The following is a 21,314-nucleotide window of genomic DNA, read 5'->3' as shown; positions in this document are numbered from 1 at the left end:
GCCGGGGCTCCGGTGTTCTCGTGGATCGGTGATCGATCCACGGTTCGTATTCCTCGGCGCCGCGTTCAGCATGGTGGGAACGCTCAGTTATGCCCTGCTCACCGTGCGCGGTGCCGTGCAACCGAACCGCCTCTCGTGGTTTCTGTGGGCGGCCGCGTCGCTGACCGGGTTCGGCGCTCAACTCGACGGCGGTGTCGGTCTGCCCGCGGTGCTCACCTTCTCGATGGGTGCGGGTCCGGCAGTGGTTTTTCTCGCCTCGTTCGCGAACCGGTCGAGCTATTGGCGGCTGTCGACAGCGGATCTGCTCTGCGGGGCCGCATCCGCCGCCGCGCTGGCGATCTGGCTGGCGTGGGACGATCCACAGACGGCCGTGATCTTCGCCGTACTCGGCGATCTTGCCGCGGCGATCCCGACTTTCCGCAAAGCGTGGTCCGCGCCCGGCACCGAGAATCCGCTGGTTTTCGGTTTGGTGGCGGTGAACGGAATCATCACGTTGCTCACGATCACCGTGTGGGAGCCGGCGGTATGGGCTTTTCCCGTCTACGCGACCACCTTGGGCATCGGCCTGTGCCTGATCATCGTGCTGCGACAGCGCGTGACCCGCAGTTCCGCAGCCCGCACAATCGCCGGTGAATACACGGCCGGGCCAGGGGCTTGAACCATTCACCCCGGCCCGGTCCCGCCGCCACGAACATTCCTGGGAGCCACCACAAGTTCCGGCACGAGCCCCCTGTTGCCGCCGCACAGACCGGTCGGCGCGCCGCGACCGGTCGCCGCACGACAGCGACGTGGGTTGCGAGCACCTCGCGAACGACCGCTGCCGGCGCCTGCGCTCGACCGATTCCGCGACAGCCGCCGGATGCGGAGTCGGTGCACTCCGGCCGGGGTTCAGTTGGACAGGCCCGGAGCCCGGTGCACATAGGTGCGGTCGGTGACCTGATCCAGCAGGAAGCCCGCGATATCGGCCCGCGCGATCTTCAGCGCGAGACCGGTTTCGCCGGGGCCGAATCCGTGGCGGTAGGCGCCGGTGCGCGGACCGTCGGTGAAGGCGCTGGGGCGCACGATGGTCCAATCCAGGTCACTGGCTCGAACGTAGGATTCCTGCTGCTGGTGATCGGCGTAGGCAGGGCGCAGCAGCAGGCCGAACATAATGTATTTCCACAGGAAGTTCAGGTTTGCCCGGCTGTCACCGGCGCCGAGAGTGGACTGGCACACGAGCCGTTTCACCCCGGCCCGGTTCATCGCCTCGATCACCGTCCGGGTGCCTTCCGCCCGCACCACCCCCTTGCGGCCGTTACCGAGCGCCACCAGGACGGCGTCCTGGCCGGTGACGGCTCGTTCGACCGCGCCGGGGTCGAGCACATCACCTTCCACGATGTGCAGTCGTTCGTGCGCCCGGGTGATCCGGGCGGCATCCCGGGTGAGTGCAGTGACCTCGTACCCGCGCTCGAGCGCCTGATCGACGATATGCCGGCCGACCGTGCCGGTGGCTCCGAAAACTGTGATTCGCATATTCCGCTCCTGGTCGAAAGCTGTTGGCTGCTGACTGAATCCAGTACAGCCGACAGCAACGAGACGGAACATGGCTCGAACGCTCCGCTACATAAGCGAGCGTCCAAAGGCTGTCCAGGGACCGTCACATCGCGCGAAAAACTCGCATCGTCGCCTCGTCCGCCGGGTAGAACGCCTCGATATGCAGTTCGTCGATCGTCACATCGGTGGCCGACATCGCCGAGGTGGTGATACTGAAGAAGGAGAACTCGGCATCGCCCACGCTCAGTTGCAGCGGTACCACCACATCGGCGCGTGCCGCGACCCCCGCCTCGGGGCACGGGTAGGCCGATACCTCCTCCAGCAGTGACCGCAGACGTGGATCCCCCGTGGCCGCGAGCCGGGACCGGATCTGGCTCAGCAGATGCCCCCGCCACTGGCCCAGGTTGCGGATCCGCGGCGCCAGGCCGTCCGGGTGCAGGGAGATGCGGATCGCGTTGACCGGCGGTTCCAGCAGTTCCGGCGCGCACCCCACGAGCAGCACATCGGTGGCGGTATTGCGATCGACCACGTCCCAGCAGCGGTCCAGTACCAGCGCCGGATGCGGGAGGTGCGCGTCGAGCAGGGTGCGGAAGGCGTCCATCACCGCGTGCAATTCCGGGGCGTCCGGGTCGCGCTGGCCGTAGCGGGGGGCGTAACCGGCCGCGAGCAGCAGTTGGTTGCGTTCGCGCAGCGGTACATCCAGATGCGCGGCAAGCCGCTCGATCATCTCCCGGGTGGGTCGCGACCGGCCGGTCTCCACGAAACTCAGATGCCGCGTGGACACCTCCGCCTGCGCGGCCAGCTGCAACTGGCTCAGCCGCCGTCGCTCCCGCCACGCGCGGATCAGGCCCCCTACCGGGGATTCGGTGTCCAATATCGCCACATATCAGATGCTAGCCGTTCCGGTAGCCGATCCCATTACCTCCGGGGTAATCGTCAAAAGGCCGGATCGGGGCGAAGCTTTGAGCAGCACACAGTCAACGGAACCCGGAGGGATCCTCTTATGAACGACATCGTCCGCACCTACCTGCAGACCTGGAACAGCACCGAGCCGCAGGCCCGCACGGCGCTGCTCGCCGAGCACTGGGCGCCGGAGGCCACCTACACCGATCCGCTCGCCGACGCGGCGGGCCGCGACGCGATCGGCACCACCATCGGTGCCGTGCACGAGCAGTTCCCGGGGTTCGTGTTCAGCCAGGTCGGCGAACCGGACAACCACCATCGCCAGGTCCGGTTCCAGTGGGGCCTGGGACCGGCCGGCGCGGAACCGGTGATCATCGGGTTCGATGTCCTGGTCACCGACGAACAGGGGCGTATCGAGACCGTCCTCGGTTTCCTGGACAAGGTTCCGAGCTGAGCGGTGGAAACTGCGCGCCTGGGCGCCCGGCCGTCGAACGTGCCGGGTACCGGCCGGCGCGGACCACCCGCGGTGGCTCCCGTAGTCGACATCGATCCGGCCCGATTTCGGGGCCTACTCGCCGGCGCGGACCTTGTCGAAGAACACGGTGATCTCCTCGGCCATGAGCGCGGGCGCGGCGTGGTGCAGGTAGTGGCTGTGCACATCGTGGGTCCGCCAGGAAACCACGTTGTGGTCGCGCTCGGCGAAACGCCGGATGCCATGGAAATCCCCGGTGGAACCGGACAACGCGAGCGGGACGGTGCTCGGTTCGGTGGGCTGCTCGGCCTTGTCCTTCTCGAAGTAGTGCCGGATCGCCGAGCCGGCGGTTGCGGTGAACCAGTGGATCGCGATATTGGTGACGACGAATTCATCGTCCAGATCCGGTCCGAGTAGCTGACTGTTCCAGCCGAGCAGACCGGCCGGGGAATCCGCCAGGGCGTGCGCAAGGGTCTGCGGCTGCTGTGACTGCAGGACATTGAAACCCATTTTGTTCTTGACGAACCAATCCAGCGTCGCCATCGCCTGCTGCTCATCGGCGCTGAGATCGGCCATTTCCGCGGGGTCACCGGACGGGAACGAATACACCTGCGCGACATGCACTCCCACCACCCGCTCGGGGGCACAACGGCCGAGCTCCGCGGAAATGGACGACCCGCCGTCATTACCCACGGCGCCGTAGCGCCGGTAGCCGAGGCGATCCATCAGCTCGGCCCAGGCGCGGGCGATACGGGCATCGTTCCAGCCGGCTTCCGTTGTCGGTCCGGAGAAACCGTAGCCGGGCACCGACGGGATGACCAGGTCGAAACCGGCCGCCGTGAGCGGCTCGACGAGATCGAGGAATTCGACGAAGGTGCCGGGCCAGCCGTGGGTGAGAATCAGCGGGAATCCCTGCGCCCCCGCCGACCGGATATGCAGGAAGTGGATCAGCTGACCGTCGATTTCCGTGCGGAACTGCGGATAGGCGTTCAGTTTGCGCTCTTGGGCGCGCCAGTCGAGCGAACGCCAGACATCGGCGAGGTGGCGTACCCGGTCGACACTCACGCCGTACTCGTCACCGGAGCCGGGGATCTGCTCTGCCCAGCGGGTGCGCTCGAGACGAGCACGCAGATCGTCGAGCTCGGCGGCGGGGATCTCGATACGGAAAGGCTGGATGACGGTCATATCAACTCCTACTGGAACGGAATGCTTTGTTCTGTTCTGAACGTACCAGAACGGATCATTCCGTTTCAAGTGTTAACCTCGAAGCATGCCCGGAACAGCCGAAACCTCCGCCGCCAAACCCCTCCCCGGCCGCAAAGCGCAAGCCGCCCGCAACGACAGACTCATCCTCGACGCCGCGCGAGCGGTTTTCCTCGCCGACGCGAACGCGCCGATCTCGGCTGTCGCCGAACGCGCCGGAGTCGGGATCAGCGCTCTCTACCGCCGCTATCCGAGCAAAGACGTACTACTGCGCACCCTTTGCCACGACGGGCTGCGCCGGTACAACGCCGAAGCCGATGCGGCACTCGAGGAACCCGACGGCTGGCAGGCACTGGTGAGTTTCCTGGAGCGGGTGGTCCACGCCGATGTACATTCGCTGGCCGTCCACCTCGCCGGCACGTTCACACCTGACGAATCACTGGTGCCCGATGTCCGGCATTCCGAGAAGGTGAACAACGAACTCATCCGGCGGGCACACGAATCCGGACAGCTGCGCCGCGACGTAACCCCCCAGGACCTCGGCCTCATACTGGAAGCCTGCGCCGCGGTATCCACCCCCGATGCCGAACGCACCGGACAGTTACGCCGCCGGATCCTCGCCCTCATGCTCGCCGGTCTGCGCGACGGCGAAGAACTCCCCGGCCCGCCACCCCGGGCCGGCGAATTCGCCTGGCGCTGGAAACGCGACCCGGGACCCGGCGCAGCGAAGCCCGCCGCCGGCGACTGAACGTCGACCGGCTCGGTTTCGCCCCGGGCCGGTCCGGACTTTCATGCTCCTCGGCGCCGACGCACATCGGGCGATACCGGCGGGGTCTTCGCTGTGTTCCGAACTGGAGAACAACAGCGACGACAGCAGCGTTTCGCAACCGAACCCGGGTTCACCCGTGACCATCCGGCCGAAAATTCGCGGCCGCCCCTGCGTGCCGGCGCAGTGATCCGCCCAACTGGCCGGCGAAGCGATCGGCAGGTCAGACCCGTCCGAGTGCGAGGGTGACGTTGTGTCCGCCGAATCCGAAGGAGTTCGTCAGCGCGTACTCGCAAACTTGCGGGCGCGCGCAGCCGTGCACAATATCGAGGTCGACAGCGGAGTTGTCGAGGTTCAGCGTGGGCGGAATGATCTGTTCGCGCAGCGTGCATGCGGTCAGGATGGTTTCCAGCGCACCGACCGCACCGATCGAATGCCCCAGCGCCGATTTGGGCGCGTAGACCGAAGCTTCGGGAGTGACAGCGCCGATCGCCGCGGCCTCGGACGCATCGCCGATCGAGGTCGAAGTGGCGTGAGCGTTCACATGCCGGATATCGGTGGGCCGCAATCCCGCTGTCGCAATCGCTTTACGCATGGCCCGGGCCGCACCCGTACCGGACGGGTCGGAGGCGACGATGTGGTAGGCGTCGGAGGTGATACCCGCTCCGAGAATCCGAGCGTGGATACGGGCACCGCGGGCACGGGCGTGCCGCTCCGATTCGAGGACCACCAGAGCGCCGGCCTCACCGAACACGAAACCGTCGCGGTCCCGGTCGAACGGGCGAGAGGCCCGCTCCGGTTCGTCGTTACGTGTGCTCATCGCGCGCATCATGGCGAAGCTCGCGATCGGCACGGCGTGGATATGGCCTTCCACCCCACCCGCCACAACGACATCGGCCTCCCCGGTGACGATCAGCCGCCATGCATGAGCGATCGCCTCGGTTCCCGAGGAGCACGCGGAGACCGGCGCGAAAACGCCTGCTTTCGCGCCGATTTCGAGACTCACTGTCGCCGCGGGACCGTTCGGCATGACCATCGGTACCGACATCGGCGAAACCTTGCGATACCCGCCCGCCCGCATGGCGTCCACCGCGTCGATGAGCGCGTCACCGCCGCCCAGCCCGGTACCGATACAGACCGCGAGCCGCTCCCCCTCCACCCCGGGGCGGCCCGCCGCCGCCCAGACGCGCCGGCCCAGCACCAACGCGAGCTGCTCGACATACGAATGCCGCCGCTGTTCGACCCGGGTCAGCTCGGCGCCGGGGTGCGATTTCAGTTTGCCGCCGATGCGTACCGGCAGGTCGTACTCGGCGACGAAATCATCGTCGAGGGTGGTGATACCGGTTTCGCCGCGGAGCAACGCGGCCCAGGTGTCGTCCATATCGTCGGCCAGGGAGGTGACTCCCGCGTAGGCGGTGACAACCACCTGGGTGGACACCGGCCGAGTTCCTGAAGCGATCGGTACATTCACGGGGTTCATCAATACCTGTAGCGTTCGCTACAGTCAACCCATGGCCCGCCCCCTAGACCACGCCAAACGCGCCGAACTCCTCGACGCGGTGGTCCGCTATATCGCCGAACACGGCCTCGCGGACCTGTCGCTGCGCCCCCTGGCCGCCGCACTCGGCACCAGTTCTCGCATGCTGATCTACTACTTCGGCACCAAAGAAGAACTGCTGGTCCAGGCCCTGGCGACCCACCGCCCAGACCTCACCGCCGTATTCGCCGATATCCACGACGTCACCGCACTCCGCGAACGCCTGTGGGACTTCTACCGCACCAACACCACCGGCCCCGAGGCCGTCAGCAACACCGTCATGCTGCAAGTCCTCGGCGCGGCCTGCGCCCCGGCGGCCCCGTACGTACGCTATGCCGACGAGGCGATCGCGGCCTTCATCTCCGTACTTGCCACCCGCCTGCGCGAACTCAGTTCGGTGGAGGACCCCGAGGCCGCCGCCACGTTGCTGATCTCCGGCCTCCGCGGCATCCTCCAGGACCGCCTCATCACCGGCGATACCGAACGGACCGACCGCGCGGCCCGCCTCCTCATCGATCAGACCATCCGCTGACGGGCTGGATACCACGACATCTCCGCCGCCCATCGCAACAGCAACGATGGGTTCGGTGGGCCGTCGCGACAGGTCTCCATTCGCCCGAATTCATTCCGATGAGTACCGACCAGCAGGCCACCCGTCTACCTCGGGGTAGACCGGGAACTCCGCGTGCAATGCCGGTGCGCGAAATCCCGCCGCGTTTTCACGGGCAACCGGTGCGTGACCGATACCGGCGGCGGGTCGAGGTGTCGATCGGCGACCGCCGGCGCCGGCGCCGGGATCAGCGTTCCTCGCCCACCCACTCGGCCGGACCCGCTGGGACCGAACCCGGCCGCGACCAGGCCCACGTAGGGTGACTGCGTGAAGTTGTTGCCGTTGACCCCACCGGGACAGACCCCGGTGCGGGTGCTCACGATCGCCGGGACCGACTCGGGTGGCGGCGCCGGGATCCAGGCCGATACCCGCACCATGACGCTGTGCGGAGTGCATGCGCTGGTGGCGATTGCCGCGGTAACCGTACAGAACTCGGTGGGAGTGAGCGGTTTCCACGAGGTTCCGCCGGAGGTGGTGGCCGATCAGGTGCGGTCGGTGGCCGGCGATATCGGTGTCGGCGCCGCGAAAACGGGAATGCTCGCCGCCAGTGACATCATCGAGGCGGTAGCCGCCGTCTGCCGGGAGGTCGGGATCGGGCGTGCCGGCTCGGCGCCACTGGTGGTGGATCCCGTCGCGGCGTCCATGCACGGCGACCCCCTCCTGCACACCGAGGCCCTGGACGCAATGCGCCACACACTGTTCCCGCTGGCCACTATCGTCACACCGAATCTGGATGAGATCCGATTGCTGACCGGGGTCCAGGTCACCGATGCGGCCTCGGCGCGGACGGCGGCCGAGGCCCTGCACGCGCTCGGCCCGCAATGGGTGGTGGTGAAGGGCGGGCATCTGCGTACCTCTGCCGACAGCACGGACCTGCTGTTCGACGGCGAGCGCTTCCTGGAGTTCCGGGCTCCCCGCATCGCCACCGGTAACGACCACGGCGGCGGCGACACCCTGGCAGCCGCCCTGGCCTGCGCCCTCGCCAACGGCTACTCGGTGCCCGACGCCTTCGAGTTCGCCAAGGAATGGACCCGGCGTTGCCTCGATGCCGCCTACGATCTGGGCAAGGGACACGGTCCGGTATCCCCGCTGTGGCGGCTGCACTGACCCGAACTTGTCGGTGCCCGCGCGCATACTGAGGGCGTTACGGAGCAGCACCACAACGGCGTGACGAGAACAACGAGGTTCCATCTGTCCCGTAGCCGAGCCGCCGATGCATCGGCGCCCAGCCGAACCGTGCCCGGTGGTGCCGCCGGGTCCGGCAACATCACCGGATTCGCCCACCGCCTCCCGGACCAGGGCGTCGATAGACGCTCCCAGCAACCTCCATGGTTCGCTGGAGCCCGGCCCCAGCGCGCCGGTCGACTCTGGTCGATATGACCGAGACCGTGACCGTCGCCGGAGCGGCGGAACAAGTCGACGGCCCATCATCGCCCCCCGTGCTGGATGTGGTCGTCCCCGTGTACAACGAAGAGACCGACCTCGGCGTCTGTGTGCGCCGCCTGCACGAATATCTGGGCAGCGGATTCCCTTTCCCCGCCCGGATCACCGTCGCCGATAACGCCAGCACCGATGCCACGCCGGCGGTGGCCGAACTGCTCGCCGCCGAACTCGACGATGTACGCGTCGTGCATCTCGCCGCCAAGGGCCGCGGCCGGGCCCTGCGAACCGTGTGGCAGGAGTCGGACGCTCAGGTCGTCGCCTATATGGATGTCGATCTGTCGACCGATCTCGACGCCCTGCTGCCACTGGTCGCACCGTTGGTCTCCGGCCATTCCGATCTGGCGGTCGGAACCCGGCTGATCACCGGCTCCCGGGTGGTGCGCGGACCGAAACGCGAATTCATCTCCCGCTGCTACAACCTGCTGTTGAAGGCATCGCTGCGGACCCGATTCTCCGACGCCCAATGTGGCTTCAAAGCCATGCGCACAGAGGTGGCGCGCACACTGCTGCCGCTGGTCGAAGACGGCGAATGGTTCTTCGATACCGAACTGCTGGTGCTGGCCGAACGGGCCGGGCTGCGCATCCATGAGATTCCGGTGGATTGGATCGATGATCCCGACAGCCGGGTGGATATCGTCGATACCGCCCGCAAGGATCTGCAGGGGATCTGGCGGATGGGCCGGGCATTGGCCACCGGGTCGTTACCGCTGGCCGAACTACGCCGCGCGGTAGGCCGGGAACCGCTGGTCCCGGGGGTGCCGTTGGGCATGATCGGGCAGTTGATCAGGTTCGCGCTGGTCGGTACCGGTTCCACACTCGCTTATGTGCTGCTCTATCTGCTGATGCAGCCGGTGACCGGCCCGCAGGTCGCGAACTTCGCGGCGCTGCTCATCACGGCGGTGGCGAATACCGCCGTCAACCGCGCATTCACCTTCGGGGTACGCGGACAGAGCGGTATGGTGTCGCATCAGTTCCAGGGGCTGCTGATATTCGGGTTCGGCCTGCTGGTGACCGGCGGTTCGCTGTTCGCGCTGCATCGTTGGGCGCCCGCGGCGCCCGTACACCTCGAACTACTCGTCCTGGTGGTTGCGAATCTGATCGCGACCCTGATGCGTTTCGTCGGACTGCGCTGGGTGTTCCGCGATCCGGCCCGGCGCGCGCCGCTCACCGCGGAGGCCGCCCGATGACCCTCACCGTCGTTCCATCCCTGACCGCCGAAACCGCCGAAGCCGCCGGTTCCGGCCCCGCACGTGCCGGCCGCTGGGAGTACCCGGCGCTGGCGGTACTACTGCTCGCCACCGGACTGTCCTACCTGTACAACTTGAGCGCGAACGGCTGGGCGAACTCCTTCTATTCCGCTGCCGTCCAGGCCGGTTCGCAATCGTGGAAGGCGTTCTTCTTCGGCTCCTCCGATGCCGCGAATTCCATCACCGTGGACAAACCGCCTGCCTCGCTGTGGGTGATGGAGCTGTCGGTCCGGATGTTCGGGTTGAACAACTGGAGCATGCTGGTTCCGCAGGTCCTGCTGGGTTCGGCGACGGTAGCGCTGCTCTGGGCCACCGTCCGGCGTTCGTCCGGCCCCGCGGCGGGGCTGATCGCCGGTCTCGTCGCTGCGGTGACACCGGTTTTCGCCCTCATGTTCCGGTTCAACAATCCCGATGCGCTGCTGGTGTTGCTGATGGTCGCCGCGGTGTGGGCGATGACACGCGCACTGGACGACGGCCGCTGGCGCTGGCTTGTGCTCACCGGCGCCTGCATCGGTTTCGGATTCCTGGCAAAACAGTTGCAGGTCATGCTGGTGGTGCCGGTACTCACGCTGGTGTACCTGTTCGCGGGTCCGCCGAAGCTCGGTAAGCGGATCGCGCAGTTGCTCGCCGCGGGCGCGGCCATGGTCGTCGCGGCCGGTTGGTGGCTGCTGACCGTGGAATTGTGGCCGGCCGATTCCCGGCCCTATATCGGTGGATCGCAGAACAATTCGATTATCGAGCTCACGCTCGGCTACAACGGGCTGGGCCGGTTGAACGGCAACGAGACCGGAAGCGTCGGCCCAGGGGGCGAATTACCGCCGGGCGGAAATGGAATGTGGGGGCAGACCGGGATAGCCCGGATGTTCGACCAGGCCCAGGGCGGGCAGATCGCCTGGTTGCTTCCGGCGGCACTGATCGCGCTGGTCGCGGGCTTGCTGTTGCGCGGCCGGGCCGCACGCACCGACTCTGCGCGAGCACAGGTGCTGCTGTGGGCCGGCTGGTTGCTGGTCACCGGGCTCGTGTTCAGTTTCATGGCGGGAATTTTCCACCAGTACTACACGGTGGCGCTGGCGCCCGCGATCGCCGCGCTGGTGGGTATCGGTTCGGTGTTGTTCTGGCGCAACAGATCACGCTGGTGGGTGCGGGTCCTGGCGGCGACTGCGGTCGGCCTGACCGCTGCGACCGCGTGGATGCTGCTGTCGCGCACCACGGATTTCCTGCCGTGGCTGCGTTGGTCCGTCCTGGTCTGCGGCATCGTCGCGACTTTGTCGCTGCTGCTACCGCTCCCCCGTCGTGCCGCGGTGCCGGCCGCCCTGCTCGCCGCGACGGTCGGCTTGGCCGGACCGATCGCATTCACCGTCGACACACTGAATTCCGGGCATAGTGGTCCGATCCCGACTGCCGGACCGGACTCCGGGATGTTCGGCGGTATGCGACCGCCGGGCAACCGGCACGACGACGGCGGACCGGGCGCGGCGGCCGATAGGTCCGCTGCGCCCGGCGGCACCGGGATCGGCGGCTCCGGCGCTACCGGCCGTATCGACGGCGGGCCGGGCGGTGCAACCGGCGTGGCCCCGGGCAACAGCAGGACCGCGGATGACGGCGGGCCGGGCGACGGGATGGGTCCTCCCGGCGGTATGGGCGGTGGCCCCGGCGGTGGCGTGATGGGTGCGAGCGAACCGAGCGACGCCCTGGTGGCGTTGCTGACGGAAAACGCCGATGCCTACACCTGGGCGGCGGCCACCGTGGCATCCAACAGCGCGGTCGGATACCAGCTGGCCACCGCGGAGCCGATCATGCCGATCGGCGGGTTCAACGGCAGCGATCCCTCGCCCACGCTGGAACAGTTCCGGCAGTACGTCGAATCCGGGCAGATCCACTACTTCCTCGGCGGTAATGGCGGCGGCCCGGGTGGGCGCAGCGGAACCGGTTCGGAAATCACGCAGTGGGTGCAAGAGCATTTCACCGCGCAGGAAGTGGACGGCGTCACGGTCTACGACCTGACAGCACCGAAATAGCCGCAAAACAGGCAGCCCCGGACTCATTCGCCCGGGGCTGCCTGCGCCAAGGCGGAATCAGCCGGTGAATACCTCGGTGAGATCACCGTAGAGACGCTGCTCGGTGAACTTGTTGTCCGCGTTCACCGACGCGTACACCGCGCCCGGGATCTCGACCTCTTTACCGCTCTTCAGCCAGTAGTGGATCCGGATCTCGAACATCACCTCGGTGACACCGTCGGTGGCCGGATGCGGTTCGATCCAGTGCACCACCTTGTGTTCGATCTTCGTGGTCTGGTCGAGTACGTACTGGATGGACGCGGTGGCCGCGTCCCGGCCGGTTACCGGTTCGGCGTTCGCGAAGGTCAGCTTCACGTCATCGGTCATCAACGCGGTGGCCTCGTCCAGCCGCCCGGCGTCGATGAGCCCGTAGTATTCCTCCGCCAGTTTCCGTACCGCCATCAACCTCTCCTTGCCGAATTACCCAGGTGGGTAACGCTTTCCGTAACGCGTGCTCAGGGTAGTCCAACATCGCAGCCCGCGCGCCCGATGAGCGCAACTCGGAAATCACGATTCAGCGCACCGCGCACCAGGTGAAGGTGATCCAGGAACTCGTTCCGCTATCGACCTGATCGGCCCCCCTTCGGGGCCGATAATTGGTAGGGCGTGCCCGAGTGCCGTCCGAACTGTCCACGAAGCCGCGGATTCCCCGCCGCCGCACCTCGCGATCATGGCTCCGCGGCGGTGTCACGGTGCGATAGCAGCACGGAGAACCGTTCGTGGCAGCGGCTGCAAGACGGTGCCGATCGCGACCAGCTCGACCGGTTCGGCGACCAGGTCCGGCCACGGCAGTGTCCGGGTGGTGCGGGTCAGGAATTCCACGGCGCGGATCAGATGGCGGGGTTCGTAGTTGTGCACACCGGTTATGGTCAGCCAGCCGCGGACCACGGCCTCCGGGTCGAGTGCGATGTCGGGGCCGGGGGTCACCGAACCGGCGAGCACCAGCCGTCCGCCGAGGTCGAGGCGGGCGAGAGCGCCTGCCACGGCGTCGGGTGAACCGGAGAAGTCCAGGGCGATATCCACCGTCCCACCGGGGTCCGGGGTCGCGCCGAATCGCGCCGCAAGGTGCTGTCGCTGCGGATGCGGGTCACTGATCAGCACCTCCGCTCCTCGTTCGGTACAGGCTCCGACAGCGGTGATGCCGAGCATGCCCGCACCACAGATCAGAACGCGGCGACCTGCCATATCGCCGGCGGCCTCGAGCACCGCCATGACGGTCGCCGTCGCGCATCCGGCGGGTGCGGCGACCGCGTCGGGAATCTGCTCCGGGACCGGGACCGTGGTGACGCCGGCGGGGAGCAGAATATGTTCGGCGTATCCGCCGGACAGCGGCCAGTCCCCCGTGAACGCCTCGTGCCCGACCTTGCGGACCTGTTCGCATTTGGCGGTGAAGCCGCGCCGGCAGCGCCCACACCGGCCGCAGGTGGCGGTGACCGACCAGACGATCCGCTCGCCGAGGGTACGGTCGGCACCGGGGCCCGCGGCCACCACATGCCCGACCGCCTCGTGTCCGAGGATCGACGGTGACGGCGCCGGACGCCGCCCGGAGACGGTGTGCAGATCGCTACCGCAGACGGTGGCCAAGTCGACCCGGACCAGTAGTTCCCCGGGGCCCGGGGCGGGTAGCTCGACCGCACGGACCTGCACCCCGTCGGCGGACCAGACGGCCGCGCGGGTCAGACGACGAGTGAGCGTATCCATCCGGAAAGCCTTTCGATGGTGTAGACGATGACGAACACGACCAGCACGATCGCGCCCGCAATATCGAAGTTCAGCGTCCGGATGGCTTCGAACAGCAGGAATCCGATACCACCGGCACCCACGATGCCCAGCACCGTGGAGGTGCGGATATTGACGTCGAGCAGATAGAGGCCGGAACCGATCAAAGCCGGTACGGCCTGCGGGATGACTGCGGCGAACAAGGTTTTCCACCATCCGCCACCGACTGCCCGGACCGCTTCCGCCGGCCCGGGGTCGATCTCCTCCACCGCATCGGCGACGAGTTTGCCGAGGAATCCGATCGAGCCGATGGCCAGTGCGCATGTTCCGGCGATGGGCCCGAGCCCGAGCGCGGCGACGAAGACGACGGCGATGATCAGTTCCGGAACCGCGCGAACCACCAGGATCCAGGCCCGGGCGACCCAGTACAACGCCGGATGCGGGGACACGTTGGCCGCGCCGAGAATGCCGAGTGGAATCGAGAGCACCACCCCGATCGCGGTCGCCACCAGACCGATGGCGATGGTCTGGACGGCGGCGTCGAACAGGTCGGCGCCGAGTGCGCCGAAGTCCGGCGGGAACATCCGGCCGAAGACCTCGAACGAAGGCCACGGCCAGGTCAGCAGCGCGAACGGGTCGATATCGAGGACCACCAGCGAGACGAGACAGGTGCCGGCGAGCAGCGCGCCGAAGACGAATCGCGTCGACCGGTCCCGGCGCGGACCCGCCTTCGAGGGCGTGAGCAGGGTGCGGCGGATGACGATGGTGAGCACTTCCATGGCCGCGATGATCACCAGGATCACGGCGACGATGCCGAGCGCGCGCGGGTAGATCAGACCGCGCAGCGCGTCCTGCAGGGCGAAACCGATACCGCCCGCGCCGACGAATCCGAGGACCACCGACATCCGCAGGTTGATATCGATGCGGTAGACGAAAGTGCTGATCCAGGAGGGGATCGCCTGCGGAACAACGGCGTTCGACATCTCCGGGAAGTATCCGGCGCCGGTCGCGCGGACCGCTTCCCGCGGGCCCGGATCGGTCTGTTCGATGGCGTCGGCGAACAGTTTGCCGAGCATTCCGATCGAATGCAGCGCCAGCGCCAGAATGCCGGGCAGCACACCGATGCCGAGTGCGCGGACGAACAATGCCGCGAACAGCAGATCGGGCATTGCCCGGCAGAACGTGATGACGCCCCTCGCCGCACCGTAGACCACGGGATGAGGGGTGGTGTTACGGGCGGCGAGGAACGCCAGCGGCACCGAGACCAGCGCGGCCAGTACGGTGCCGAGTACCGCCATCAGCAGGGTTTCGACGGCGAGGGCGGAGATGCGGCCGGGGTCGTCGAGCCGCGGCGGCAGCATCCGTTCCAGTAGTGCGGCGATCTCGTCGAGACCGTCGATGAGGGTGGCGGGCGCGAAGTCGATGTACCAGGCACCGGCCAGCGTGGCCAGAACCGCGGCTGCGGCGCAGGTCCGCAGCACTACGGCGCGAATCGTATTCGGTACCGGTGGTTTCGCGGCCGTCCGGGGTGGGGCGAGCAGGGCACTCATCGTGGCCCGACCGATTTCGTCCCGGCCGCCACCGGTTCGACCCGCTGATAGATCTCCATGACCTCGGCGCGGGACAACCCCACCGCGGGCCGGTCGAGCACCTTCGCCCCGCCCCGCAACCCGATCAGCCGGTGCGCCCAGCCCATCGCCAGATCCACCTGGTGCAGGGTGCACAGCACCGTCAGTTTCTCCTCGATGCACACACGGAACAGCAGATCCATCACCACGCCCGCGTTCTCGGGATCGAGCGAGGCGACGGGTTCGTCGGCGAGCAGCACCTTGGGCTGCTGCATGAGGGTGCGCGCGATCGCGACCCGCTGCTGCTGGCCGCCGGAGAGCGTATCGGCGCGGCGTTCGGCGAGATCGGCCAGCCCGACCCGGTCCAGGTGCGCCAGCGCCTCGGCCCGCATCCGTTTCGGGTAGGTGAGCGCTCCGTAGCGGGGCAGCGCGATCCGGCCGAGCCCGCCGATGAGCACGTTCTCCAGGCAGCTGAGCCGCCCGACCAGGTTGAACTGCTGAAAGACGAAGCCCACCTCGCGCCGCAGGGCGCGCAGGTGGGCCCCGGAGGCGAGGTCCACACGGGTCCCGCCGACCTCGATCCGGCCCGAACTCACCGGGTGCAGGCCGTTGAGACAACGCAGCAGGGTCGATTTCCCGGAACCGGAAAGACCGAGCAGGACGACCATTTCGCTGCGCTGCACATCGAACGACACGGCGTCGAGCGCGGTGGTTTCGCCGAATTTCTTGGTGACTGCCTGCGCGGAGATGACGGTGTCGTCCCCGGCGACGGTGGGACGGTGCGGCGCGGGAGGCATCGGATCAGCCCTTGCATTTCTCGGAGCCGGTTACTTCACAGACGTGGCGTACGCCGTCGTAGTCGGCGTCGGTGGCGGGCACGACACCCCACACGCGTTCGTCGGTGAACCGGCAGTCGCCCGTGCACAGACCTTCGCCCAGCATGTAGTCGGCGTTGACCTTCTCGGTGAAAACGGTCTTCAGTTTGCCGACGGCTTCGGCGCCGAGATCGTTGTTCGCGGCGAACACCGAACCGGCGATGGTCTCCGATTTCCACACCGTTTTCAGTTCGCCCGGTTCCAGATCGCCCTTCTCGATCATGGTTTTGTCGACCATGGTGTCGAAGGCGAATCCGGCATCACAGTCACCGGACGCGATGGCCATCGCGGAGGCGTCGTGACCGCCGGCGTAGATCGGCGCCAGACCGGCCGAGAGGTCCGATTCCGCCCCGGAGGCGATCACCTCGTTCTCGATCAAACCGGCTGTCGGGTAGAGGAATCCGGACGTCGAACCGGGATCGACGAAGCAGACCTTCTTGCCCTTGAAGTCCGCGAGTTCGTTGATCTGGTCGTTGTCGGCTCGGGCGAGGCCGTAGGACTGGTAGCCCGGCGGTGTGCCCTTGTCCTGCACCACCGCGCCCAGCGGTGTCATCTCCGCGCCGTTCACCCCGGCCACGACATAGCCGAACGGGCCGAAGAACGTGAGATCCACATTGCCGGCGATGAGTCCCTCGATCACCCCCGCGTAGTCGGAGGCCTGCACGAAGTCGATCTTCGATCCGGTTTCGCGCTCCAGCAGGGCGATCACCGGCTCGTAGCTGGCTTTCAGATCGGTGGAGTTCTCGGCCGGGATGGCGGCGAGCGTCAGGGTTTCGGGGAAGCCCTTTTCGTTCAGCGCTTCGGAATCGGAGCCGGAACAGGCGGACAGCGTAAGCGCCAGGCCGGCGAGTACGGCGGCCAGGGTATGACGGCGACGGATGAACATGGAACGTCCTCGGTGGAGTCGGGTCGAGCGGGGTCAGACGGGTAGAAGCAGGTCGGGGAGTTCGGCAACGGTGTCGAGGATGTGGGTGGCACCCGCGGCGCGCAGGGTCGGCGCGTTGTGCGCGCCCGTGAGTGTCCCCGCCACGATGGCGGCGCCGGCGCGGCGGCCGGAGGTGATATCGCTGGACGTATCGCCGACGACCGCCATCTGGCGGACATCGTCGATCTCGGCCCGCAGCAAGGCGGTGAGCACCAGGTCTGGGTAGGGGCGGCCGCGCCCGGCGTCGGCGGGGGCCAGCACCAGATCGGCAACCTCGGTCCAGCCGAGGGCGGTGAGGATCCGCCGCTGGGTGGAGCGGCTGAATCCGGTGGTCAGCGCGACCTTGATACCGCCCGCGCGAAGTTTCGCGATGGCCTCCCCGGCCCCCGCGATGGGCCTGATCGCGCCCTCGTCGACGTACCGTTCGTAAGCGGTTTCGAAGGCCGCGTTGGCTTCGGCGGCTTTGTGTTCGGATCCGAAAAGCGCGCGAAAGACCACGATTTTCGACTGCCCCATCGTGTCGAGCACGTAGCGGCGCGCTTTGTCCCGCTCGGGTCCGGTCGCCGGCAGACCCACTGCCGTGGCTGCGTCGTCGAAGGCCGCGATCACGGCGCCGTCGTCGGCGACCGTGGTTCCGGCCATATCCAGTACTGCCAGGGCGATATCGCAATTGTCTTGCACGGGTCCGAGAATGCCATGCTGGTATAGACCAGCGGACTGCCGTTGAGCGAACCTTGGGTTAACAGCTGGTATAGACCAGCGCCGCGGTAGGGTTGGACCGTGACGTCGACCGTCGAACCCCGGGTTCTCAAACACCAGATCGTGCGCGCGAGCATCGAAGAACTGCTCGACGGGCTGGAAATCGGCGCCGCCGTCCCCTCCGAACGCGATCTCGCGGTGCGCTTCGACGTGGCCCGGGAAACGGTGCGCCAGGCACTGCGTGAACTACTGGTCGCCGGACGGATCGAACGCCAGGGTAAGACGACCCTGGTGGCCGGCCCGAAACTCGTTCTCCCCCTGGCACTCGGCTCCTACACCGAAGCCGCCCGCGCCGAAGGCCGCACCGCCACCCGCATTCTCGTCGGCTGGTCCCGGCTCACCGCCGATACCGAACTCGCCGGCCAACTCGCCATCGAACCCGGCGATCCGGTGGTCCAGCTCGAGCGCGTACTCACCACCGACGGTGTGCGCCTCGGCCTGGAAACCACTCGCCTTCCCGCCTACCGCTACCCCGGACTGATCGACACCTTCGACTACACCCGTTCGTTGTACGCCGAAATCGCGAGTCGCGGGATTGCTTTCGCCAAGGCAGTGGACAGTATCGAAACAACCCTGCCCGACGCCCGCGAAGCCGCCCTGCTCACCGTCGATACCCGCACCCCGATGTTCCTGCTCAAACGCGTCTCCTACGACCCCGACGGGACCCCCATCGAACACCGCCGCTCCCTCTACCGCGGCGACCGCATGACCTTCACCGCCATCCAGACCCCCTAGCCGAGCGCACCAGTTCGACGTACTTGTCGGTGTGCGGCTCTAGTTTGATCGCGTCCGGAGCGGAGAACGTCCCGCCTGAGCACGACGAGATCGAAGGTCCAGATGCAGATCGCCAACCCGCAAGTGCTCGCCCACCCATTTCTCGACCAGCTCTACAAAGACGGCTATTTTCCCGACCACGTCGTGGACCGCGGTAAGGCGATCCTGGAGCGATTGTGCGGACGCATCGAAGCCGAACAGCCTACCGGCCCGGCTGCGCTATATGTCCTGACGCATGCGGCCACCGAGGAATTCAACGAGCTGGCGGCCGAATTCGAGGAAGCGGGCAGTGAAATCGAGACGGTCGCCCGGGAGGCGATCGGCGAGGATTTCCGGTTCGTGGCCGGCGCTTACGGTTTCCACGATGCGGACGCCGAGGAGTTGATCGCCACTCGCGATTGGTGAGTACTGCGCGTGCGGGGCCGAGCCGATGCGATCGCGTCCGGTCCGGATGCCTACTCGCTGCGAGCGGGCCGGCGGCTTGCCGGATCCAGCGCGGTGAACACCGCCGCGGCGAGGATCATGATCGCCGATACCAGCAGCGCGACGTCCAGGCCGTGATGGAACGCCACCTTCCCGGTTTCGATCACCTCGTTCAACTTGCCCAGGTAGGGGAAATACGGGGTGATATCCATCCCCTCGGGAATACCACCGCGCTCGACGGCCTCCACGGCTCCCGGTTGCAGTTCCGGCGGTAGCCCCAGCTCTGTCATCCGGCGCTGCAGATCCGCGGTGAGCAGCGAATTCACCAGGACACCGAGCACTGCCACACCGAACGCCGAACCGACCTGGCGCATCGTATTGGTCACCGCGGCGGCCATACCCGAATGCTCGGGCGGTACCGCCGACATCACGGCCGAGGTCAACGGCACCACCGCGATCCCGAATCCCGCGCCCGCCACCGCCATCGCACCCGAGAGCGGCAGGTCCTGCACGGGCCCGGCCAGGGCGAGACGGGTCAGCAGGATTCCGCCGGCGCCGATCACGCAACCCGCCAGCATGGGGATCCGTGGCCCGTGCCGCGCCACCCAGTAGCCCGCGGCCAATGACCCGGCGATGATGGCGGCGGCCATCGGGGCGAACACGGTCGCGGTACGCGCGCCCGAATACGATTGCATCACTTGCAGGTACAGCGCCGTGAAGAAAAAGATCGAGAAGACACCGAAGTAGACGGCAAAGGCCACCACCAGCGCGCTGCGCACCGTCGGCAGGCGCAGGTACCGGAAGTCCAGCATGGGCGCGCGGGCCCGGCGCTCGACCGCGACGAACGCGAGCAGCGCTATCGCACCCACGACGAACAAGGTGATCACCGAGGGGGCGGTGTAACCCACTTCTTCACCGCTGGTCGCCGCGTAGATGATCGCCCCGAGGAATCCGGCGCCGAGCAGCGCACCGGCCCAGTCGATCGGTTCGGGTCGCGGATCGGCGCTTTCCGGAACCGACCACAGCGCGACGACCAGCGCCACCGCCCCGATCACCAGGTTGAACCAGAAGATCGAGCGCCACCCGTACGCGTGCACCAGCACACCGCCCAGTACGGGCCCGGCCGCCAGGGCCAGCCCGGACGCCGCCGCCCATACCCCCAGAGCCTTGGCACGCGCTCGCTCGCCGGGGAAGATATGCCGCAGTACCGACAGGGTTCCGGGTTCCGAGGCGGCCGCACCCACCCCCATGATCACGCGACCTGCGATGAGCGCCGCCGCACTGGTTGCCACCGCCGATACCACCGAACCGGCACAGAAGATCACCAATCCGATGATCATGACCCGTTTGCGGCCCCAGCGGTCGCCGAATGATCCACCGGCCAGCATGAGGCACGCGAAAACCAGGGTGTAGCCGTTGACGACCCATTGCAATGCGGTCACATCGGTTTTCAGTTCGCTGCGGATCGCACCGAGCGCGACACTGACGACCGTGGTGTCCAGGAAGGTCACGAACACGACGGCGGTGACCGCGGCCAGCGCCGCACCCGGGCGTTTGGTTGCGCCCGTATGGCTTTCGATTGTCCCCACCGGCACAGGTTACCCACCGGGCGGGTAGACGCGACCGCAGCCGGCACCGCCATATGAACCCAATCGGCAAACACCTATTGAATGTGCCGCTATATAGCGGTACGGTAGTCAATGTATCGACAACCGCTCCCGATGACGTCACGAACCAACCGGCACGCAGGGCGCGCGACGAGTGAGGACCCCACCGATGAACCGAAACCCCGAACAGCGCACCCGCCGCATCGCCGCCCGGATCGCCGCGATCGCGGTCCTCGCCCTCACTCCACTGACCGTCACCACCGGCGCCGCCCTCGCGGATCCGGGCAGTGCGACACAGATCAGCGACCGCGACTCCCACAGTTCGGGTGGCCGCGACAGCGACGACGGCCACCACTTCGGCGACAACAGGCTCGGCGACAGCAAACCCGGCGACTACGGCATCGGCGACAACGGTTTCGGCTGGGACGACAACGGGCACTACGGATACCGCGACCACAATCGCCAGAATTACGACGGCTGGAACGACCAGTTCAACAGCGGTCACACCGATCGCGAAAGCCACGATTCACACACCGGCTACCGCGACGGCGGCGACCGCGACCACGACGGGCCGGCAAGCCATGGGCACAGCCAGGGCGGTGCCCCCCAGACCTGGAATATGCCCAACCCCTACATCCCGCCGCCCCCGCCGGCCCTGCTGCCGGCGATCCCCGCACTGCACCTGCCGCCGCTGCCGCATCTGCCCCTGCCGATGACCGGCCTGCCGGGCCTGCCGGGCACTGGTAGCGCCTTTTAAGGCCAGTATGTATCGCACCGTTGCATAACGGTGCGATACATATCGTCGTCTTGGGATACACGGGTCGGGACCGTCATTCGACATTCCGTCCCCGAACCGCTACCGAAACGGCGCAGGGAATCGGCGGCCGACACAA

21 protein-coding genes are annotated in these 21,314 nt (G+C 67.2%); 10 read left to right on the top strand and 11 right to left on the bottom strand.

The window, feature by feature from the left end; all coding sequences use genetic code 11:
- The first annotated feature begins 28 nt into the window (after window positions 1–28).
- The gene (locus tag IU448_RS26490; protein ID WP_195058435.1) at window positions 29–658 is read left to right on the top strand and encodes a hypothetical protein; all 630 of its coding nucleotides are present in this window, start codon (window positions 29–31) and stop codon (window positions 656–658) included.
- Between the two features lie 230 nt (window positions 659–888).
- Here IU448_RS26490 and IU448_RS26485 read toward each other — a convergent pair whose 3' ends face one another.
- Together IU448_RS26485 and IU448_RS26480 are read right to left on the bottom strand one after the other, a co-directional pair.
- Window positions 889–1,512, bottom strand: a complete 624-nt coding sequence (locus tag IU448_RS26485; protein ID WP_195058434.1) for an NAD(P)-dependent oxidoreductase — start codon at window positions 1,510–1,512, stop codon at window positions 889–891.
- 124 nt (window positions 1,513–1,636) lie between these two features.
- The gene (locus tag IU448_RS26480; RefSeq protein WP_280457332.1) at window positions 1,637–2,416 is read right to left on the bottom strand and encodes a helix-turn-helix domain-containing protein; all 780 of its coding nucleotides are present in this window, start codon (window positions 2,414–2,416) and stop codon (window positions 1,637–1,639) included.
- Between the two features lie 120 nt (window positions 2,417–2,536).
- Between IU448_RS26480 and IU448_RS26475 the strand changes: the two genes are divergently transcribed.
- Window positions 2,537–2,890 carry a nuclear transport factor 2 family protein gene (locus IU448_RS26475; RefSeq protein WP_195058433.1) on the top strand — a complete coding sequence of 118 codons (354 nt, stop codon included), beginning with the start codon at window positions 2,537–2,539 and terminating at the stop codon, window positions 2,888–2,890.
- 114 nt (window positions 2,891–3,004) lie between these two features.
- Here the strand turns inward: IU448_RS26475 and IU448_RS26470 are convergent, their stop codons facing one another.
- Window positions 3,005–4,093 carry an epoxide hydrolase gene (locus tag IU448_RS26470; RefSeq protein ID WP_195058432.1) on the bottom strand — a complete coding sequence of 363 codons (1,089 nt, stop codon included), beginning with the start codon at window positions 4,091–4,093 and terminating at the stop codon, window positions 3,005–3,007.
- 85 nt (window positions 4,094–4,178) lie between these two features.
- Here IU448_RS26470 and IU448_RS26465 point away from each other — a divergent pair, with 85 nt between their 5' ends.
- Window positions 4,179–4,859 carry a TetR/AcrR family transcriptional regulator gene (locus IU448_RS26465; RefSeq protein WP_195058431.1) on the top strand — a complete coding sequence of 227 codons (681 nt, stop codon included), beginning with the start codon at window positions 4,179–4,181 and terminating at the stop codon, window positions 4,857–4,859.
- A 241-nt stretch (window positions 4,860–5,100) separates the two neighbouring features.
- Here the strand turns inward: IU448_RS26465 and IU448_RS26460 are convergent, their stop codons facing one another.
- Entirely contained in the window at window positions 5,101–6,357 is a 1,257-nt protein-coding gene (locus IU448_RS26460; RefSeq protein WP_195058430.1) for a KasA/KasB family beta-ketoacyl-ACP synthase, read from the bottom strand.
- 31 nt (window positions 6,358–6,388) lie between these two features.
- Between IU448_RS26460 and IU448_RS26455 the strand changes: the two genes are divergently transcribed.
- The 4 genes from IU448_RS26455 to IU448_RS26440 all read left to right on the top strand — a co-directional run bounded on the left by IU448_RS26455 (window position 6,389) and on the right by IU448_RS26440 (window position 11,732).
- On the top strand, window positions 6,389–6,946 hold the full coding sequence (locus IU448_RS26455; protein WP_195058429.1) for a TetR/AcrR family transcriptional regulator: 558 nt from the start codon (window positions 6,389–6,391) through the stop codon (window positions 6,944–6,946).
- A gap of 345 nt (window positions 6,947–7,291) precedes the next feature.
- On the top strand, window positions 7,292–8,131 hold the full coding sequence (thiD, locus tag IU448_RS26450) for a bifunctional hydroxymethylpyrimidine kinase/phosphomethylpyrimidine kinase (protein WP_195058428.1): 840 nt from the start codon (window positions 7,292–7,294) through the stop codon (window positions 8,129–8,131).
- Window positions 8,132–8,400: 269 nt separating this feature from the next.
- Window positions 8,401–9,654, top strand: a complete 1,254-nt coding sequence (locus IU448_RS26445; RefSeq protein ID WP_195058427.1) for a bifunctional glycosyltransferase family 2/GtrA family protein — start codon at window positions 8,401–8,403, stop codon at window positions 9,652–9,654.
- The gene (locus tag IU448_RS26440; protein ID WP_195058426.1) at window positions 9,651–11,732 is read left to right on the top strand and encodes a glycosyltransferase family 39 protein; all 2,082 of its coding nucleotides are present in this window, start codon (window positions 9,651–9,653) and stop codon (window positions 11,730–11,732) included. Before IU448_RS26445 ends, IU448_RS26440 begins: the two co-directional genes overlap by 4 nt.
- Before the next feature lie 57 nt (window positions 11,733–11,789).
- On the opposite strand, the gene IU448_RS26435 is transcribed toward IU448_RS26440, so the two are convergent.
- The 6 genes from IU448_RS26435 to IU448_RS26410 all read right to left on the bottom strand — a co-directional run bounded on the left by IU448_RS26435 (window position 11,790) and on the right by IU448_RS26410 (window position 17,539).
- On the bottom strand, window positions 11,790–12,173 hold the full coding sequence (locus tag IU448_RS26435) for a nuclear transport factor 2 family protein (protein WP_195058425.1): 384 nt from the start codon (window positions 12,171–12,173) through the stop codon (window positions 11,790–11,792).
- A gap of 285 nt (window positions 12,174–12,458) precedes the next feature.
- Window positions 12,459–13,472 (bottom strand): zinc-binding dehydrogenase, encoded by a 1,014-nt coding sequence (locus IU448_RS26430; protein ID WP_195058424.1) that lies wholly within the window; start codon window positions 13,470–13,472, stop codon window positions 12,459–12,461.
- Window positions 13,448–15,040, bottom strand: a complete 1,593-nt coding sequence (phnE, locus tag IU448_RS26425) for a phosphonate ABC transporter, permease protein PhnE (protein WP_195058423.1) — start codon at window positions 15,038–15,040, stop codon at window positions 13,448–13,450. Before phnE ends, IU448_RS26430 begins: the two co-directional genes overlap by 25 nt.
- The gene (phnC, locus tag IU448_RS26420) at window positions 15,037–15,855 is read right to left on the bottom strand and encodes a phosphonate ABC transporter ATP-binding protein (RefSeq protein ID WP_195058422.1); all 819 of its coding nucleotides are present in this window, start codon (window positions 15,853–15,855) and stop codon (window positions 15,037–15,039) included. The genes phnE and phnC overlap by 4 nt, the downstream gene beginning before the upstream one ends.
- A gap of 4 nt (window positions 15,856–15,859) precedes the next feature.
- Window positions 15,860–16,819 (bottom strand): phosphate/phosphite/phosphonate ABC transporter substrate-binding protein, encoded by a 960-nt coding sequence (locus IU448_RS26415; protein WP_195058421.1) that lies wholly within the window; start codon window positions 16,817–16,819, stop codon window positions 15,860–15,862.
- A 33-nt stretch (window positions 16,820–16,852) separates the two neighbouring features.
- Window positions 16,853–17,539 (bottom strand): phosphonatase-like hydrolase, encoded by a 687-nt coding sequence (locus IU448_RS26410; protein WP_195058420.1) that lies wholly within the window; start codon window positions 17,537–17,539, stop codon window positions 16,853–16,855.
- A 99-nt stretch (window positions 17,540–17,638) separates the two neighbouring features.
- Here IU448_RS26410 and IU448_RS26405 point away from each other — a divergent pair, with 99 nt between their 5' ends.
- Together IU448_RS26405 and IU448_RS26400 are read left to right on the top strand one after the other, a co-directional pair.
- Window positions 17,639–18,352 (top strand): GntR family transcriptional regulator, encoded by a 714-nt coding sequence (locus tag IU448_RS26405; RefSeq protein ID WP_195058419.1) that lies wholly within the window; start codon window positions 17,639–17,641, stop codon window positions 18,350–18,352.
- Between the two features lie 102 nt (window positions 18,353–18,454).
- Complete coding sequence (locus IU448_RS26400; protein ID WP_195058418.1) at window positions 18,455–18,796, top strand: DUF5713 family protein; 342 nt, start codon at window positions 18,455–18,457, stop codon at window positions 18,794–18,796.
- A gap of 50 nt (window positions 18,797–18,846) precedes the next feature.
- On the opposite strand, the gene IU448_RS26395 is transcribed toward IU448_RS26400, so the two are convergent.
- A complete protein-coding gene (locus IU448_RS26395) occupies window positions 18,847–20,403 on the bottom strand; it encodes an MFS transporter (protein ID WP_280457341.1) in 1,557 nt (518 codons plus the stop codon).
- A gap of 187 nt (window positions 20,404–20,590) precedes the next feature.
- Between IU448_RS26395 and IU448_RS26390 the strand changes: the two genes are divergently transcribed.
- Window positions 20,591–21,178, top strand: coding sequence for a hypothetical protein (locus tag IU448_RS26390; RefSeq protein ID WP_195058417.1), 588 nt, complete (start codon window positions 20,591–20,593; stop codon window positions 21,176–21,178).
- Window positions 21,179–21,314 lie beyond the last annotated feature (136 nt).

The sequence above is a fragment of the Nocardia flavorosea genome (assembly GCF_015477805.1).
GTDB lineage: Bacteria > Actinomycetota > Actinomycetes > Mycobacteriales > Mycobacteriaceae > Nocardia > Nocardia flavorosea_A.
This window is presented reverse-complemented; position numbering and strand designations above follow the sequence as displayed.

Excerpts from the sequence above, each read along its gene's own strand:
- IU448_RS26470 (WP_195058432.1), bottom strand. The coding sequence starts at position 4,093 with ATGACCGTCATCCAGCCTTTCCGTATCGAGATCCCCGCCGCCGAGCTC.
- phnC (WP_195058422.1), bottom strand. The coding sequence starts at position 15,855 with ATGCCTCCCGCGCCGCACCGTCCCACCGTCGCCGGGGACGACACCGTC.
- IU448_RS26390 (WP_195058417.1), top strand. The coding sequence starts at position 20,591 with ATGAACCGAAACCCCGAACAGCGCACCCGCCGCATCGCCGCCCGGATC.
- IU448_RS26455 (WP_195058429.1), top strand. The coding sequence starts at position 6,389 with ATGGCCCGCCCCCTAGACCACGCCAAACGCGCCGAACTCCTCGACGCG.
- IU448_RS26400 (WP_195058418.1), top strand. The coding sequence starts at position 18,455 with ATGCAGATCGCCAACCCGCAAGTGCTCGCCCACCCATTTCTCGACCAG.
- IU448_RS26415 (WP_195058421.1), bottom strand. The coding sequence starts at position 16,819 with ATGTTCATCCGTCGCCGTCATACCCTGGCCGCCGTACTCGCCGGCCTG.
- IU448_RS26460 (WP_195058430.1), bottom strand. The coding sequence starts at position 6,357 with ATGAACCCCGTGAATGTACCGATCGCTTCAGGAACTCGGCCGGTGTCC.
- IU448_RS26485 (WP_195058434.1), bottom strand. The coding sequence starts at position 1,512 with ATGCGAATCACAGTTTTCGGAGCCACCGGCACGGTCGGCCGGCATATC.
- IU448_RS26440 (WP_195058426.1), top strand. The coding sequence starts at position 9,651 with ATGACCCTCACCGTCGTTCCATCCCTGACCGCCGAAACCGCCGAAGCC.
- phnE (WP_195058423.1), bottom strand. The coding sequence starts at position 15,040 with ATGAGTGCCCTGCTCGCCCCACCCCGGACGGCCGCGAAACCACCGGTA.
- IU448_RS26475 (WP_195058433.1), top strand. The coding sequence starts at position 2,537 with ATGAACGACATCGTCCGCACCTACCTGCAGACCTGGAACAGCACCGAG.
- IU448_RS26445 (WP_195058427.1), top strand. The coding sequence starts at position 8,401 with ATGACCGAGACCGTGACCGTCGCCGGAGCGGCGGAACAAGTCGACGGC.
- IU448_RS26465 (WP_195058431.1), top strand. The coding sequence starts at position 4,179 with ATGCCCGGAACAGCCGAAACCTCCGCCGCCAAACCCCTCCCCGGCCGC.
- IU448_RS26435 (WP_195058425.1), bottom strand. The coding sequence starts at position 12,173 with ATGGCGGTACGGAAACTGGCGGAGGAATACTACGGGCTCATCGACGCC.
- IU448_RS26430 (WP_195058424.1), bottom strand. The coding sequence starts at position 13,472 with ATGGATACGCTCACTCGTCGTCTGACCCGCGCGGCCGTCTGGTCCGCC.